This is a genomic window from Streptomyces marinisediminis (assembly GCF_026262575.1).
Taxonomy (GTDB): domain Bacteria; phylum Actinomycetota; class Actinomycetes; order Streptomycetales; family Streptomycetaceae; genus Streptomyces; species Streptomyces marinisediminis.
Genome location: NZ_JAPKFL010000001.1, coordinates 147,109 through 163,249 on the forward strand (window position 1 = coordinate 147,109; position 16,141 = coordinate 163,249).

The 16,141-nt window shown below is 74.1% G+C and carries 12 protein-coding genes and 1 riboswitch; of the genes, 6 read left to right on the forward strand and 6 right to left on the reverse strand.

Going from position 1 to position 16,141, the window contains the following annotated elements; translation table 11 throughout:
* Positions 1-13 precede the first annotated feature (13 nt).
* From OSB71_RS00650 to OSB71_RS00665, 4 genes are all read left to right on the forward strand, one after another.
* A complete protein-coding gene (locus OSB71_RS00650; protein ID WP_265942936.1) occupies positions 14-661 on the forward strand; it encodes a TetR/AcrR family transcriptional regulator in 648 nt (215 codons plus the stop codon).
* Entirely contained in the window at positions 658-2,184 is a 1,527-nt protein-coding gene (locus tag OSB71_RS00655; RefSeq protein WP_265942938.1) for a glycerol-3-phosphate dehydrogenase/oxidase, read from the forward strand. The genes OSB71_RS00650 and OSB71_RS00655 overlap by 4 nt, the downstream gene beginning before the upstream one ends.
* Positions 2,185-2,530: 346 nt before the next feature.
* Entirely contained in the window at positions 2,531-7,189 is a 4,659-nt protein-coding gene (locus tag OSB71_RS00660) for an HNH/endonuclease VII fold putative polymorphic toxin (RefSeq protein ID WP_265942940.1), read from the forward strand.
* A gap of 10 nt (positions 7,190-7,199) precedes the next feature.
* Positions 7,200-7,595, forward strand: a complete 396-nt coding sequence (locus OSB71_RS00665; protein ID WP_265942942.1) for an Imm50 family immunity protein — start codon at positions 7,200-7,202, stop codon at positions 7,593-7,595.
* Positions 7,596-7,703: 108 nt separating this feature from the next.
* Here OSB71_RS00665 and OSB71_RS00670 read toward each other — a convergent pair whose 3' ends face one another.
* From OSB71_RS00670 to gcvT, 5 genes are all read right to left on the reverse strand, one after another.
* Positions 7,704-8,090 (reverse strand): hypothetical protein, encoded by a 387-nt coding sequence (locus OSB71_RS00670; RefSeq protein ID WP_265942944.1) that lies wholly within the window; start codon positions 8,088-8,090, stop codon positions 7,704-7,706.
* A gap of 121 nt (positions 8,091-8,211) precedes the next feature.
* On the reverse strand, positions 8,212-9,594 hold the full coding sequence (locus OSB71_RS00675) for an L-serine ammonia-lyase (protein WP_265942946.1): 1,383 nt from the start codon (positions 9,592-9,594) through the stop codon (positions 8,212-8,214).
* A 118-nt stretch (positions 9,595-9,712) separates the two neighbouring features.
* Complete coding sequence (gene glyA, locus OSB71_RS00680; RefSeq protein WP_265942947.1) at positions 9,713-10,987, reverse strand: serine hydroxymethyltransferase; 1,275 nt, start codon at positions 10,985-10,987, stop codon at positions 9,713-9,715.
* Between the two features lie 44 nt (positions 10,988-11,031).
* Entirely contained in the window at positions 11,032-11,409 is a 378-nt protein-coding gene (gene gcvH, locus OSB71_RS00685; RefSeq protein WP_265942949.1) for a glycine cleavage system protein GcvH, read from the reverse strand.
* 64 nt (positions 11,410-11,473) lie between these two features.
* Positions 11,474-12,637, reverse strand: a complete 1,164-nt coding sequence (gene gcvT / locus OSB71_RS00690; protein ID WP_265942952.1) for a glycine cleavage system aminomethyltransferase GcvT — start codon at positions 12,635-12,637, stop codon at positions 11,474-11,476.
* A gap of 143 nt (positions 12,638-12,780) precedes the next feature.
* A riboswitch (glycine riboswitch) is annotated at positions 12,781-12,888 on the reverse strand.
* Between the two features lie 639 nt (positions 12,889-13,527).
* Between gcvT and OSB71_RS00695 the strand changes: the two genes are divergently transcribed.
* Positions 13,528-14,184 (forward strand): AAA family ATPase, encoded by a 657-nt coding sequence (locus tag OSB71_RS00695; protein WP_265942954.1) that lies wholly within the window; start codon positions 13,528-13,530, stop codon positions 14,182-14,184.
* Between the two features lie 6 nt (positions 14,185-14,190).
* On the opposite strand, the gene OSB71_RS00700 is transcribed toward OSB71_RS00695, so the two are convergent.
* The gene (locus OSB71_RS00700) at positions 14,191-15,060 is read right to left on the reverse strand and encodes a hypothetical protein (RefSeq protein WP_265942957.1); all 870 of its coding nucleotides are present in this window, start codon (positions 15,058-15,060) and stop codon (positions 14,191-14,193) included.
* A gap of 162 nt (positions 15,061-15,222) precedes the next feature.
* Between OSB71_RS00700 and OSB71_RS00705 the strand changes: the two genes are divergently transcribed.
* Positions 15,223-16,011 (forward strand): enhanced serine sensitivity protein SseB, encoded by a 789-nt coding sequence (locus tag OSB71_RS00705; RefSeq protein WP_265942959.1) that lies wholly within the window; start codon positions 15,223-15,225, stop codon positions 16,009-16,011.
* The last annotated feature ends 130 nt before the right edge of the window (positions 16,012-16,141 follow it).

Genomic DNA, 16,141 nt, shown 5'->3' on the forward strand with positions numbered 1-16,141 from the left:
TACAGTCTTGCATATGGTGTCAATCAGTAACGAGGGTGAGGACCGAACTCCGCCGGAGGAGTCCGCCACCGACCCGATCGCGCAGAACCTCCTCGACGCGGCCCACGCGTGCATCGCCACCTTCGGCCTGCGCCGCCTCACCCTCACCGACGTCGCCCGCCGGGCCGGGGTGAGCCGCCCGACGATCTACCGGCGCTGGCGCGACATCGACACGCTCCTGGGCGACCTGCTCACCCGGGAACTGCGCACCGTCCTGCTCGCGGCCGCGCCCCGGGCCGCCGCCGAAGGCCACGACGGCCGCACCCGGCTCGTCGCCGGGGCCGCCCGCGTCCTGACGGACCTGCGCGCCCACCCGCTCATGGCGCGCATCCTGGACACCGAGCCGGAGACGCTGGTCACCTACACCTTCCAGCGGCTCGGCTCCAGCCAGCGCCACGCCCTGGCCTTCACCGAGGAGCAGATCCGCGCCGGGCAGGCCGACGGCTCCGTCCGCCCCGGCGAACCCGCCGAGCTGGCCCGCATGGTGCTGCTGCTGGTCCAGACGGCCGCCCAGTCCTGGCGCCTGGTCGACGACGTGCTGCCGCTGCCCCGGCTCACCGCCGAGCTGCGCCACATGCTCGACGCCTACCTGCGCCCCACGCCCGGACAGGAGGCCCCGTGAACCCCGCCGCCTCACTCAACGCCGCCCGCCGCGCCCGCGACCTGGCCCGCCTGGGCGACCGGCCCGACGTGGACCTGCTCGTCGTCGGCGGCGGCGTCACCGGCACCGGCATCGCGCTGGACGCCGCCACCCGCGGGCTGTCCGTCGTCCTGGCCGAGAAGCACGACCTCGCCTTCGGCACCAGCCGCTGGAGCTCCAAACTCGTCCACGGCGGCCTGCGCTACCTGGCCACCGGGCAGCTCGGCATCGCCCACGAGAGCGCGCGCGAACGGCACATCCTGCTCGCCCGCACCGCCCCGCACCTGATCCGCCCCCTGCCGATGCTGCTGCCGCTGCACGACGACGTGAGCCACGCCCAGGCCGCGCTCACCCGGACCGGTTTCCTCCTCGGCGACGCGCTGCGGCTGTCCGCCGGGACGCGCGGCACCCTGCTGCCCGCCGCGCGCGGCGTCTCCCGGCACCGCGCGCTCGCCCTCGCCCCCGGGCTGCGCCCCACCGGACTGCGCGGCGGACAGCTCGCCTACGACGGCCAACTCGTCGACGACGCCCGCCTGGTGATCGCCCTCGCGCGCACCGCCGCCGCCCACGGCGCCACGGTTCTCACCCGGCTCGGCGCCACCGAACTGCGCGGCGACGGCGCCGTGCTGCGCGACGAACTCACCGGCGAACGGCTCCCCATACGCGCGCGGGCCGTCGTCAACGCCACCGGCGTCTGGGCCGACCGACTCGTGCCCGACGTGCGGCTGCGCCCCAGCCGGGGCACCCACCTGGTGCTCCCCGGCCACCTGTTCGGCGGCCTGCGCAGCGCGCTGACCATCCCGGTGCCCGGCGACCGCACCCGCTTCGCCCTCCTCCTGCCCCAGCCCGACGGCCGGGTGTACGCCGGCCTCACCGACGAGCCGCTCGACGGCCCCGCGCCCGACGTGCCCACCGCCCCGGAGAGCGACATCGCCCACCTCCTGGACGTCGTCGGCCGCGTCCTCGCCGTCCCGCCGCGCCGCGAGGACGTCGTCGGCGCCTTCGCGGGCCTGCGCCCCCTGCTCGACGCGGGCGCCCCCGGCGGGCGCAGCGCCGACCTCTCGCGCCGCCACGCCGTGCTCACCTCGCCCGACGGCGTCCTCACCGTTGTGGGCGGCAAGCTGACGACCTACCGGCGCATGGCCGAGGACGCCGTGGACGCCGCCGCCGCGGGCGCCGGCCTGCGCGTCGGCCCCTGCCGCACCAAGCGCCTGCCGCTGCTGGGCGCCGCCCCCCGCGCCGAGCTGGCCCGCGTCGCGGCCCCCGCCCGCCTGGTCGCCCGCTACGGCACCGAGGCCCCGGCCGTCCTCGCCGAAGCCGACGGCCGCCCCGACCTGCTCGCGCCGCTGGTCACCGGCGTCACCGGCGCCGAACTGCGCTGGGCGGTCCGGCACGAGGGCGCCCTGGACGACGACGACCTCCTCCACCGCCGCACCCGCGTCGGCCTCGTCCCCGCGGACGCCGCCACCCTCCGCACCGCCGCCCGCACCGCCCTGCTGGGCTGACGCCGGAACACCCCCGGGGGCCGCGGCGCGGGCGCGGGCGCCGCGGGACGGGAAGGCGAGGAACCGGCCGTGCGGACGGAACCGAGCCGCCGCCCCCCGCGCGCCACCACGAGCAGCGCGACCCCCGGCACCCAGCGCACCGGCGGAGGCAGGCGAAGGCCGACGCGCCCCCCCCCGTGGACCGCGCGCCACACGCCCACGAGACGCCGCGCCGCCCCGCCCCGCCCCGTCAGCCCGTCCGCGTGTTCGGGAACCCGGAAGCCCCGCGCCACCGTGTAGACAAACAACTGCCGACCGGTGCCGACCGGCGCCGAAGGCGCCGCGCCTGGGGGAGAGGAGTCGAGCCGTGGGGTACGTCTTACCTGATGGCGCGGACGCGATGCTGGACCTCATCGGCGTCGGCTGGCCGAACGTCGACGAGGACGACTACCGGGACATGGCGAACGACCTGCGGGACTTCGCCGAAGACGTGGAGGACGACGCGCACGCGGCGCGTTTGACGATCACACGGCTGGTCTCCTCCGGCGACTCCGAGGCGCTCACCGCGTTGCAGGGGTACTGGGACAAGCTCGACACCCGGCACATGGCCGATCTCGCCTCGGCCGCCCGCCTCTTCGCCACCGCCCTGGACGGGGCGGCCGACGTCATCGCCGGGCGGAAGGCGGCGGCCGTGGGGGAGCTGGTCGCTCTGGCGGCCTCGATCGGGATCGGTCTGGCCGCCGCCCCGTTCACCGCCGGTCTGTCGACCCTGTTCAGCGCCGGAGCGATCGCGGCGACGCGGGAAGTGGTTCGGCGGCTGCTGCGGGAGGCCATGGAGCTGGCCGTGGCGGAACTGGTCACGGCGCTGTCCGAACCCGCGGTGCAGGCCCTGGAGAGTATGGCCACCGAGCTGGTGGTGGAGATCGCCGCGACGGGGCTGGGCCTGCAGGACGAGATCGACGTCGGGGAGGTCGCCCAGGCCGGGCGGGACGGCTTCCAGGAGGGCGCCCAGTCGCTGAACCTGGCCTCCGCCGACGGTGCCCCACCCAGCCTCGGCCGCGCCATCGGCAAGCTGAAGATCGATGACGGCGAGCACGACACGGCCGCCACCAGCCTCACCGGGGTCAGCACCTCCGTCAACGGGCGCACCACCGGAAAGTTGACCAACGCCCGCACCAAGCAGGGCAAGACCCGAGGCAAGGACGAACTCGCCGACGCCGTCAACGAGTTCGTCGACCGAGGGATGAGCTCTCTGGAGAAGGCGACCAAGACCGTCGGCGACCACTTCGGCGGCGCCCTGCCCCGCGGTGTGCGCAGCATCAACACCCTGCACGGAAACAACGAGCGTGACACCAAGCGCCGCTTCGACGCCTTCCGGATCGACGAGGGCCGCGACGGTGACGGGACCCGCCGAGGCACCGACCCCGCCGGTCCTCGCCCCGCCCCGCGCGCCGACCGTCCGGTACCCACCCGTCCCGACTCGCTGCGGACGGTCAAGACGGACGCGCGGACCAACGGCGTGGCACGGGAGGACTCCGCCCAGTGCGGCGATCCGATCGACATCGCCACCGGTGCGATGACGCTGACGCAAACCGACATCACGCTGCCCGGCGTGCTCACCCTCGCCCTGCACCGCACCCACATCGGCACCTACCGCTACGGGCGGCACTTCGGCCGCTCCTGGGCCTCCACCCTGGACGAGCGCCTGCACATCGACCCCGACGGCTCCGTCGTCTGGGCCCGGGAGGACGCCTCCTCACTCCTCTACCCGCGCACCCCGCAGGAAGGCGACGACCCCCTCCTGCCGGTCGAGGGCCACCGGCTGCCGCTGCGCCGCGTCACCGGCGTCCCCGGCGTCGCCTTCGCCGTCACCGATCCCCGTACCGGCATCACCCGGTCCTTCGCCGAGCCCGCCGCACCCCTCCCGCAATCGCTCTTCGACGCCCCGGCCCTGTGCTGGCTGCTCTCCCTCACCGACGCCCACGGCAACGAGGTCGAGATCGTGCGCGACGACCGGCTAGCGCCCACGGCGGTCGTGCACTCCGGCGGCTACCACGTCGAGATCGGCACCGCGCCCCTCCACGGCGACGGCCCCCTGCGCGTGACCGGCATCGCCCTGCGCACCCCCGAGGGCGCCACCCCGGTCACGGCCTACGGCTACGACGACCACGGCGACCTCACCACAGTGACCAACTCCAGCGGTCTTCCGCTGCGTTTCACCTACGACGCCGACTCCCGCGTCACCTCCTGGACCGACCGCAACGACTCCACGTTCCGCTACGTCTACGACGCCTCCGGCCGGGTCGTGGAGACCGTCGGCCCCGACGGCTCCCTCTCGGCCACCCTCACCTACGACACCGAGGCCCGCACCACCGCGTACACCGACTCACTCGGGCACACCACGACCTACCACCTCAACCGACTCGGCCAGGTCACCACCGAGACCGATCCCGCAGGGCACACCACCCACCAGGAGTGGGACCGCTACGACCGCCTGCTGTCCCGCACCGACCCCCTCGGCCACACCACCACCTTCACCTACGACGACGCGGGCAACCTGACGACGGTGCTGCGGGCCGACGGCACCACCTCCACCGCCGCCTACAACGCGGACAACCTCCCCGTCGAGATCACCGCCCCCGACGGCACGGTGTGGCGCCACACCTACGACGCGCACCGCAACCGCACCTCCGTCACCGCCCCTGACGGCGCCACCACCCACTTCACCCACGACCCCACCGGCGCCCCGACCACCGTCACCGACGCCCTAGGCCACACCCAGCACGCGGTGAACAACGCCGCGGGCCTGCCGCTGACGCTCACGGACGCCGCCGGCCACACCACCACCATCACCCGCGACGCCTTCGGCCGCCCCGCGACCGTGACCGACCCCCTGGGCGCCGCCACACGCACGGAGTGGACCGTGGAGGGCAGGCCCGCCCGCCGCATCGCTCCCGACGGCACCACCGAGACCTGGTCCTGGGACGGCGAGGGCAACTGCACCTCCCACACCGACCCCGCCGGCGGAACGACCTCCATGGAGTACGGGCACTTCGACAAGCTGCGCGCCCGCACCGGCCCCGACGGCGCCCGCTACGAGTTCCAGTACGACACCGAGCTGCGTCTCACCCAGGTCGTCAACCCGAACGGGCTGACGTGGGACTACGCCTACGACGCTACCGGTCGGCTCACCTCGGAGACCGACTTCGACTCCCGCACCCACACCTACACCTGTGACCCCGCGGGACGCCCGGCCACCCTCGTCACGCCCCTGGGCCAGCGTTACACCTACACCCACGACCGTCTCGGCCGTCTGCTCGCCCGGAACGTCGACGGTGTCGTCACCGAGTACGCCTACGACACCGCCGGCCGGCTCATCCGTGCCACGACCCCCACCTCCGCACTGCTACGCGAACACGACGTACGGGGTCGGTTGCTGGCCGAGAGCGTGGACGGACGCACCATCCGCTACACCTACGACCTCCTCGGCCGCCGTACGTCCCGCACCACCCCCACCGGCGCCACCACGCGCTACGACCACGGCCCGGCAGGCCATCGCACCCGCCTCGACGTGCACGGGCACCTCCTCACCTTCCAGCACGACCCCCGGGGCCGCGAACTCGCCCGCACCTTCGGCCCCACCGACCAACCCGTCACCCTCACCACCGCCTTCGACCTCCTCGGTCGCCCCGTCGAACACACCCTTTCCTCCCCAGCCCGCGTCGTCCGCTCCCGCGGATACGACTACCGCGCCGATCACCACCTCGTCTCCACCACCGACCACCTGGCCGGTACCACCGAGCACTACACCCTCGACCCCGTCGGCCGCCCCCTGAGCGTCACCGCCGACGACTGGTCCGAGACCTACGCCTACGACCAGGCCGGCAACCAGACGCACGCGCACTGGCCCGACCAGGCCCCCCACCGCGAAGCCCGCGGCGAACGGACCTACGTCGGCACCCGCATCACCACCGCCGGAGCCGTGCGCTACGAACACGACGCCGCCGGACGCACCACCCTCCGCCAGAAGCCCCGGCCGTCCCGCAAACCCGCCACCTGGCACTACACCTGGGACGCCGAAGACCGCCTCACCACGTGCACCACTCCCGAAGGCGCCACCTGGCGCTACACCTACGACCCCCTCGGTCGCCGCACTGGCAAACAACGCCTCGCCCCCAGCGGTGACATCACCGAAGAGGTCCTGTTCACCTGGGACGGCTCCCGCCTGGCTGAGCAACTCGACACCACCACCAACACCGCGCTCACCTGGGAGCACGAGGGCCATCGACCGCTCACCCAGATCGAGCGTCGTCTCGAACAGGCGACCCGAGAAGAGATCGACGCCCGCTTCTTCGCCATCGTCACCGACCTCGTCGGCGCCCCCACCGAGCTTGTCGACGAAAGCGGCCACGTCCACTGGCACACCCGCGCCACCCTGTGGGGCACCACCACCTGGAACCGGGACGCCACCGCTTACACCCCGCTCCGCTTCCCCGGCCAGTACGCCGACCCCGAGACCGGCCTTCACTACAACCACTTCCGCCATTACGATCCCGACACCGCCCGCTACACCACCCCCGACCCCCTCGGCCTCACCCCAGCCCCGAACCCCGCCACGTACGTCCACAACCCCCACACGTGGATCGACCCCCTGGGCCTGGCACCCGAGTGCGGAGGCGACCGGGTGCCGGCCTCCCGGGTGCTGCCGAGCCGGAATGCGGCCTTCAGGTCGGCGAAGAGGGACCTTGGAATCCCGAACGGTCGGCAACCTGATGAGTTGATGATGACGTCGATGACCGACAGATCGGGGCGGCAGATTATGAATCCAGACGGAACTCCCGTGTTGACCAGAGAGTACGTGTTCACGCGTGAAGAGGGCGATCGAGTGATCATCCAGGACCACTCGGCCGGCCACTACTATGGCGAAGGCGGCGTGGGCGATCAAGGCCCTCACCTGAATGTTCGCCCATTCGAGAACCCGAGGACCGGTAAGGTTCCTGGTACGGCCCAGCATTACGAGTACTAAAGGAGTTCCGATGTTGGACTGGATCGCGTCTCTCAGTAATCCGCAGCCGGTACTGGCTGTCTATGGGGACACGGTGCCGACCCTGGACGAGGTGCGCATCGAGGAACTCTGCCTAAGCGTGAATGGTCCTACGCTGCGCCTTCGCTTCGATCTCGCGGAATTCCCGGCCAATCCTCCTGTGAAGTGGCGGCGCGACCGTCTGGACGTAGTACAGGTCGAGCTCGCCTTCGGGGGCCTGCGTGCGATCTCGGTTGATGAGTTCTCCGTGGAGTCGGTCTGTGATCTGAAAATCCAGAAGGATGGACTGGTCAGCTTTTCCAGCGAATCCGACTCGGTGAAGTTCCAGGGCACGGCGGAGACGGCGACGATCCTGCGCGTTTCTGCGTATGCGATGGGTTGCGCCTGATGCGGCACCAGGTTCGGCGTGTACGGCGGTGATCGTTCGGCTGGTGCGGTTGGTTCCGCGGTGGGGATTCGCTGAGGGAGTGCCTTGCCCGCGGCGGGCGGCCGCCTCTCAGGCGATCCAGGCCCGGAGGCGTTCGCTGAGGACGACGTCATGCGGCAGCCGCGGGAGCTCCTGCGCGTCCACCCGTCCACCCTGGCGCCTGATGACGGCGGCCAGGGCGTTCCAGTGGCCGACCGCCGCCTGCTCGTGCGTCTCGCCGTCTCCCGGCTCGTCCGGCCCGACCACCGTCCGGGCCGTCGCCTCGACGTCCTCCGCCGTGGTCGACGCCCGGAGGTCCACCGGGCCCGAGGAGGTCCAGCCACGGTCGTCGAGCACGACCAGGCCGCGGCCGTCCGCGAGTACGGCCTCAAGCCGTGCCGACACCGACATCTGGCGAGCGTCAGAGGCAGCGCCGTCCAGATCCGTGTACGTGACCAAGCGGACCACGTCGCTCATGCCACCCTCCCCTCGGTCCGTCCGCGCCCGGTGGGGGCCGGCGCGGACGGACCGCCACGATGATCGCCCCCAGGCCCCACCCCACCGGCACGTCGGCACCCTCGCGTGCGGGTGGGTCGGGTCAGCACTCGATGATGTTGACCGCGAGGCCGCCGCGGGCGGTTTCCTTGTACTTGACGCTCATGTCGGCGCCGGTGTCCTTCATCGTCTTGATCGCCTTGTCCAGCGACACGTGGTGGCGGCCGTCGCCGCGCAGGGACATCTTGGCCGCCGTCACCGCCTTGACCGCCGCCATGCCGTTGCGCTCGATGCACGGGATCTGGACGAGGCCGCCGACCGGGTCGCAGGTCAGGCCCAGGTTGTGTTCGATGCCGATCTCCGCGGCGTTCTCCATCTGCTCGGCGCTGCCGCCCAGCACCTCGGCCAGCGCGCCGGCGGCCATGGAGCAGGCGGAGCCGACCTCGCCCTGGCAGCCGACCTCGGCGCCGGAGATGGAGGCGTTCTCCTTGAACAGCATGCCGATGGCTCCGGCGGCCAGCAGGAAGCGGACGACCCCGTCCTCGTCGGCGCCGGGGACGAAGCGCGTGTAGTAGTGCAGCACGGCCGGGATGATGCCGGCGGCGCCGTTGGTGGGAGCGGTGACGACGCGCCCGCCGGCGGCGTTCTCCTCGTTGACGGCCATCGCGTAGAGCGTGACCCACTCCATCGCGTGGGCCTCGGGGTTGCCCTCGGTGCGCAGCATGCGCGCGGTCTTCGCCGCCCGTCGGCGCACTTTCAGCCCGCCGGGCAGGATGCCCTCCTGGCTGCTGCCGCGGGCCACGCACTCCTGCATGACCTGCCAGATCTCCAGCAGTCCGGCGCGGATCTCCTCCTCGGTGCGCCAGGCCTTCTCGTTCTCCAGCATCAGCGCGGAGACCGACAGCCCGGTCTCCCGGGTCAGCCGCAGCAGCTCGTCGCCGGTGCGGAAGGGGTAGCGCAGCGGGGTGTCGTCGAGCTTGATGCGGTCCTCGCCGACGGCGTCCTCGTCCACGACGAAGCCGCCGCCGACGGAGTAGTACGTCTTCTCCAGCAGCGGGCGGCCGTCCGCGTCGTAGGCGAACAGGGTCATGCCGTTGGCGTGGTAGGGCAGGGAGCGGCGCCGGTGCAGGATGAGGTCGGTGTCGGCGTCGAAGGCGATCTCGTGGGCGTCGCCGATCTCGGTGGCGAGCAGCTTCAGGCGCCGCTCGGTGCGGATGCGCTCGACCCAGCCGTCGGCCCGCGCGACGTCGACGCTGCGCGGGGAGTGGCCCTCAAGGCCCAGCAGGACGGCCTTGGGCGTGCCGTGGCCGTGCCCGGTGGCGCCGAGGGAGCCGAACAGTTCGGCGCGCACGGAGGCCGTCTGGGCCAGGACGCCGTCGTTCTTCAGGCGGACGGCGAACATGCGCGCGGCGCGCATGGGGCCGACGGTGTGCGAACTGGACGGGCCGATGCCGATGGAGAAGAGGTCGAAGACGGAGATGGCCACGGTGCGGACTCCCTGTCAGCTCGGGTGTGGAGCCGGTCGGTGGTCGGTGCGGGGGGTGTGTGGTGGGGGGCCGGGCCGCTCGCGCGGGGTGGGCGCGGGCGGCCCGGCCACCGTCGGACTACTTCGTCAGGCCCGGGTAGAGCGGGTGCTTCTCGGCGAGCGCGGTGACCCGCCCGGCGAGCGCCTTGGCCCTGGCCTCGTCGAAGCCGGGGAGCAGTGCCTCGGCGATGATGTCGGCGACCTCGCGGAAGTCGTCCTCGCCGAAGCCGCGGGTGGCCAGCGCCGGGGTGCCGACGCGCAGGCCGGAGGTGACCATCGGCGGACGCGGGTCGTTCGGCACCGCGTTGCGGTTGACGGTGATGCCGATCTCGTGGAGCCGGTCCTCGGCCTGCTGGCCGTCCAGCGCGCTCTCGCGCAGGTCGACGAGGACCAGGTGGACGTCGGTGCCCCCGGAGAGCACCGAGACGCCCGCGGCGCGCGCGTCCGGCTGGGTGAGCCGTTCGGCGAGCAGCCGCGCCCCGGTCAGGGTGCGCTGCTGGCGCTCCGCGAACTCCTCGGAGGCGGCGATCTTGAACGAGACCGCCTTCGCCGCGATGACGTGCTCCAGCGGCCCGCCCTGCTGGCCGGGGAAGACCGCCGAGTTGATCTTCTTGGCGTGCTCGGCCCTGGAGAGGATGACGCCGCCGCGCGGCCCACCGAGCGTCTTGTGCGTGGTGGTGGTGACGACGTCGGCGTACGGCACCGGGTTGGGGTGCAGCCCGGCGGCGACGAGGCCGGCGAAGTGCGCCATGTCCACCATCAGCAGCGCGTCCACGGCGTCCGCGACGCGGCGGAAGGCGGCGAAGTCGAGCTGACGCGGGTAGGCCGACCAGCCCGCGATGATCAGCTTCGGCCGGTGCTCGCGCGCCAGCCGCTCGACCTCGGCCATGTCGACGAGCCCGGTCTCGGCGTCCACGTGGTAGGCGACGACGTTGTAGAGCTTGCCGGAGAAGTTGATCCGCATGCCGTGGGTGAGGTGACCGCCGTGGGCCAGGTCCAGACCCATGATGGTGTCGCCCGGCTTGAGCAGCGCGAACATCGCGGCGGCGTTCGCGGAGGCGCCGGAGTGCGGCTGCACGTTGGCGGCCTCGGCGCCGAAGAGCGCCTTGATCCGCTCGCGCGCGATGTCCTCGATCACGTCGACGTGCTCGCAGCCGCCGTAGTAGCGGCGGCCGGGGTAGCCCTCGGCGTACTTGTTGGTCAGCACCGACCCCTGGGCCTCCAGCGCCGCGACCGGCGCGAAGTTCTCGGAGGCGATCATCTCCAGGGTGGACTGCTGGCGGTGGAGCTCGGCGTCGACGGCGGCGGCGACGTCCGGGTCCACCTCGTGGAGGGAACTGTTCAGAAGCGACATGGTGTCCTCGGTGAGAGTCCGCGGGGAATCCGGAAGGCGGTGGCTCAGGCGCCGGTGAACTCGGTGTAGCCCGCCGCGTCGAGCAGGTCGTCCGGCTCCTCGGTGACGCGCACCTTGAACAGCCAGCCGCCCTCGAACGGGGCGCTGTTGACCAGGCCCGGGTCGTCCACGACGTCCTGGTTGGCCTCGGTGACCTCACCGCTCACGGGCGAGTACAGGTCGCTGACCGACTTCGTGGACTCCAGCTCGCCGCAGGTCTCGCCCGCGGTCACGGTGGCGCCCACTTCGGGCAGGTCCACGTAGACGACGTCACCGAGCGCGTTGGCGGCGTGCTCGGTGATGCCGATGGTCGAGACGCCGTCCTCGGCGACCGACAGCCACTCGTGCTCCTTGCTGTAACGCAGGTTCTGGGGGTTGCTCATGGTGCGGATTCTCCCGGATGAGGGGTGGTGACGTGGGGAACGGGGTGCCCGATGGGCGTGCGGCTCAGTTCTCGCGCCGGTAGAAGGGCAGCGCCACGACCTCGTACGGCTCGTGCTTGCCCCGGATGTCGACGGACACGCCCGGCGTGCCGGGGGCGGCGTGCGCGGCGTCCACGTAGGCCATCGCGATCGGCTTGCCGAGGGTGGGGGAGGGGGCACCGGAGGTCACCTCACCGATCGTCCGGCCCTCGCCGTCGACCACCGGGAACCCGGCGCGCGGCACCCGGCGGCCCTCGGCGACCAGGCCCACCCGCGTGCGCGGCGCCTGCTCGCGGGTGCGCTCGGCGGCGGCCGCCAGCGCCTCGCGGCCCACGAAGCGGCCCTCGTTCGCGGTCTTCTCGAACTTCACCACCCGGCCGAGCCCGGCGTCGAACGGCGTCGTGTTCCGGGTCAGCTCGTGCCCGTACAGCGGCATCCCGGCCTCCAGGCGCAGGGTGTCGCGGCAGGACAGGCCGCACGGCACCAGCCCGGCGTCCGCGCCCGCGGCGAGCAGCGCCCGCCAGAGCCGCTCGGCGTCGGACGGGTCGACGAACAGCTCGAAGCCGTCCTCGCCGGTGTAGCCGGTGCGGGCGATCAGCGCTTTCGCGCCGGCGACGGTGCCGGGCAGCCCGGCGTAGTACTTCAGCCCGCCGAGGTCCGCGTCGGTCAGGCCCGAAAGGATGCCGGCGGCCTCGGGGCCCTGCACGGCCAGCAGCGCGTACGCGTCGCGGTCGTCGCGCACGGCGGCGTCGAACCCGGCGCTCCGCTCGGTCAGCGCGTCCAGCACCACCTGGGCGTTGGAGGCGTTGGCGACGACCATGTACTCCCGGTGCCCCTCGTGCTCCCGGTCGGCGAGCCGGTAGACGATCAGGTCGTCCAGGATGCCGCCGGAGGCGTCGCAGATCATGGTGTAGCGGGCGCGGCCGGGCTTGAGCGCGCCCAGGTTGCCCACCAGCGCGTAGTCCAGCAGTTCGCCGGCCTGCGGGCCGGTGACGGCGATCTCGCCCATGTGGGAGAGGTCGAAGAGGCCGGCGCGGGTGCGCACGGCCTGGTGCTCGTCGCGCTCGCTGGCGTAGCGCAGCGGCATGTCCCAGCCGGCGAAGTCGGTCATCGTCGCGCCGAGGGCGCGGTGGACGGCGTCCAGCGCGGTGCGGCGGGGCGGGGCGTTCTCGGACAGGGCGTCAGACATTCAGGGGCTCCCAGGCAGGGCGGACACGTCCTCCCCATCTGTCATCGGAACCTGAGAGGTTCGCCACAGGCCCGTACGGGCCACGGCTTGCACCTTGGGTGGGGCGGACCCCCGGCCGGGGGCCGTCCGCTTTTCAGATCTGCCTCGCGCGCACGGTATCGGGGCCTGAGAGATTCAAGGGAGGACTTGCTCCTTCGGCGCCCCCGCGCCCTGGACGACCAGGGGTGCTGGGACTCTCCCGTGCGGGCTCGAACGGCCGGTATGAAGTTCGCGCGCTCATCATTGCACGGGAACCGGCCACCGGGGCACCCCGGACCGCGTGGGGTTCGCCGCGCCGGGGCCGGAGGGTAGTGGGAGGGAACCGGAGCGTATCGAACGGACATCATAGGAGTGGCCGCGCACAGTACGGTGGACGGCCCCGGGGAGGGAGACACGGCATGACGCGGCACGGAACCCAGGTCCCGCCAGCCCCCGACACGCTCACGGCGCCCGACACGCCCCCACCGCCCGGGGCCGCGTCCGCACCGCCCGGCCCGCCGCCCGCCGCACCGCCCGGCCCGCCGCCGCCCGCCGCCACGCCTGCGCTGCCGGGGGCGCCGGCGCCGTCAGACGCCCCGCCTCCCGGCGCCGCGTCCGTGCCTCCCGGCACCGGGTCCGCGCTGCCCGGCGGCGCGTCCGCGCAGCCGGGGACGCCCGCGCCGACTCCGCCCGTGCCCGGCCCGTCCGGCGTGGACGCGGCTTCGCCCGCGGCGGGCGAGCCCTCGCCCGCCGGGGCGCGGGGCGCGCAGGTGCCGTGCGCGCCGGGTGCCGCCGGGTCCGTGCCCGGTGGGCGGGCGGGGCTCCCCGGTGCCCGGACCGCCGCGCCGGCGGCCGCCGGGGCGCGGCCGGGGGTGCCGGAGCCGCGCGGCGGGGCCGCCGACCGGCCGGGCCCGGACCGCGGGCGCATCCGCGACCTGCGCGGTGAGCCCGGCCCCCCGGCCCTCACCTTCCCGCCGGGCGACCGGGTGGTGGTCTCCGGCCTGCCCGGCAGCGGCAAGTCCACGCTGATCCGCGCGCTCACCGCCCAGACGGCGGCCGAGGCGCTGCGGGCGGACTCGCAGGAGGTGCGCGAGCGCTGGGAGCGACGGCTGCCGCGCTGGCTCCCGTACGGCGTCTACCGCCCCGTGGTGCGCGTGGACCACTACCGGCGCCTGCTGCGCGCGCTGCGCACCGGCTCCAGCGTCGTCGTCCACGACTGCGGGAACCTGCCGTGGGTCAGGCGCTGGCTGGCCCGTGACGCCCGGCGCCGGGGCCGCATGCTGCACCTGGTGGTGCTGGACGTCCCGGCCGCCGTGGCGCTCGCCGGGCAGGCCGAGCGCGGGCGCGCCGTCTCGGCCCCCGCGTTCGCCGCGCACCGGCGCGCCATGGCCCGGCTGCTGGGCGACCTCGCGGCCGGGCGCCTGCCCGCGGACTGCGACACGGCCACCCTGCTCACCCGGCCGGCGCCGACCGGGCCCGCTGAGCCGACCGCGTCCACCGGGCCGACCCCGCCGCCCGTGCCCCGGTGACCGGCGTCAGCGGCCCGACCGCGCGCCCCCGTCGGCCAGGGCGGTCATGACCGCGTCCAGGCGCCGCAGGACGGTGTCGGCCGCCCGCCCGGTCCGCTCCGCCTCGCGCGCGGCCGACGCGTCCAGCAGCGCGTCGACGGCCTCCCGCAGCTCGTCCAGGGCGGCGTGCGCCGACGTGGGGGCCGCGGGGGCCTGCCGCTCCGGCTCCTGCGCGGTCACCGGAGCGCCGGTGGGCAGGCCGGTGGGCACGCCGGTCGGGACGGCCGTCGGCGTGCCGGTGGGCGTGGTGGGCGGGTCGCACGGGGGGAACGGCAGCGTCGGGTAGGTGATGCCGACGTCCGGGAGCTGCACGGGCAGGCAGCTCGGGAAGGGGGCGGCGGCCGAGGGGCGGCCGGTGGGCTCGGTCGAGCCCACCGACCACTCGTCGAAGTCCACCCGCCACTGGTCCCGGGCGTCGTCCCACTCGACCCGCACGCCCTCCCGCCCGCCGACCTCCACGCTCTGCCGCTCCGGCCGCTCCCGCGCGTCCGGCGCGTCCTCGGCCCGGTCGCCGCGCGCCGGGGCCGCGTCCAGGGTGCGCCGCAGCCGGCGCAGGTCGCGGCCGACGTCGCGGCGGTTCTCGGTCATCTCGGCGGCGGAGAGCCGGCCGCGGGGCGCCTCCAGCACGTCGTCGACGAGTTCGGAGACGGAGGACATCAGCTCGCCCAGGTGGTCGAGCTGCCGGGCCCGGTCGGCCAGCGCCTCGGTGCCGGGCAGGGGCGCGGCCGCGGGACGGTCGGCGGGGCCGGCACCGGCGACGCCGACGAGGGTGAGGGTCACGGTTCCGGCGAGTGCGGCGGAGGCCGCACCGAAGGCGGCCTTGCGAGCGCTGAGCATGGTTACGGCTCCTGACGGACGGTCCGATGCGACCTCTCCACCCTCCGTCCGCCCCTTACCGCACGCAACCGTACGCTCACCACAGGTGTTCATCCGGGTGAGCGGACGGGCCCGGGCCGCCCGCGCGGTCCGCACCCGGGGCCCGGCGTTATCGTGCCCGGCATGACAGCGCCCCGGCAGCACCCGCACCCCCCGCACCCGCAGCCCCCGCCCGGCGGCGACGGCTGGCCCGGCAACGAGCTGGAGCAGACCCTGGCCGCGTCGGTGGACGTGCCCGGCGCGGGCGGGCGGATCATGGAGGCGCTGGGCCGCAGCAGCGTCTACGTGCCGCTGCCGGAGGGCGGCGGCCCCGACAGCCGGGACCTCGACCTGCCGACGGTGGAGCTGGAGGGCGCCGCATACGTGCCCGTCTACAGCTCGCCGGAGCAGTTGCGGCGGTGCGTGCGGATGGCGATGCCGTTCGCCGCCGTCCCGGCGCGCGAGTTCGCGCGCGGACTGCCGCCGCACGTCGGCGTCGTGGTGAACCTGGAGGGCGTCGTCACCGTGCCGCTGCCCCCGCAGGCCGTGGCGGAGCTGGCCCGGGAGCCGGAGGGCGGGCCCGGCGTGCCGCGCGGCGCGCGGGTGCGGCTGTTCGAGCCGGACTGGCAGGAGGACCCGGTGGACTTCCTCACCGCGGCCGCCGGGGAGTTCGCCGGGCTGGCCCCGGTGCGGACGGCGCGGCGCGGCCTGGCCAGCGCCGAGGGCGACCCGCCCGCGCTCTTCGTCGGCGTCGAGCTGGACCTGCTGGAGCCGGACGCCCGGCAGGCCGCCCACGACGCGCTCGCGCGGGCGCTGGCCGGCCGCTCGGTGCGCTGGCCGGTGCAACTGGTGTTCATGGACGCCGCGCCGCAGGACCCGGTGGTGGGCTGGCTGCGGGAGTGCGTCCGCCCCTTCTACACGCGCCCGGACTGAGTACAGTGGCCGGTTGGCCTGAGTACCGTGACGGCGGTGGCTGAGCAGCCGCGGCGGTACTCCGGCCGGGGCGGGTTCGTAAGCTGGTTGGATGTCGGGGGAGCACGTGGCGTGCCCGGAGCGGGACCGA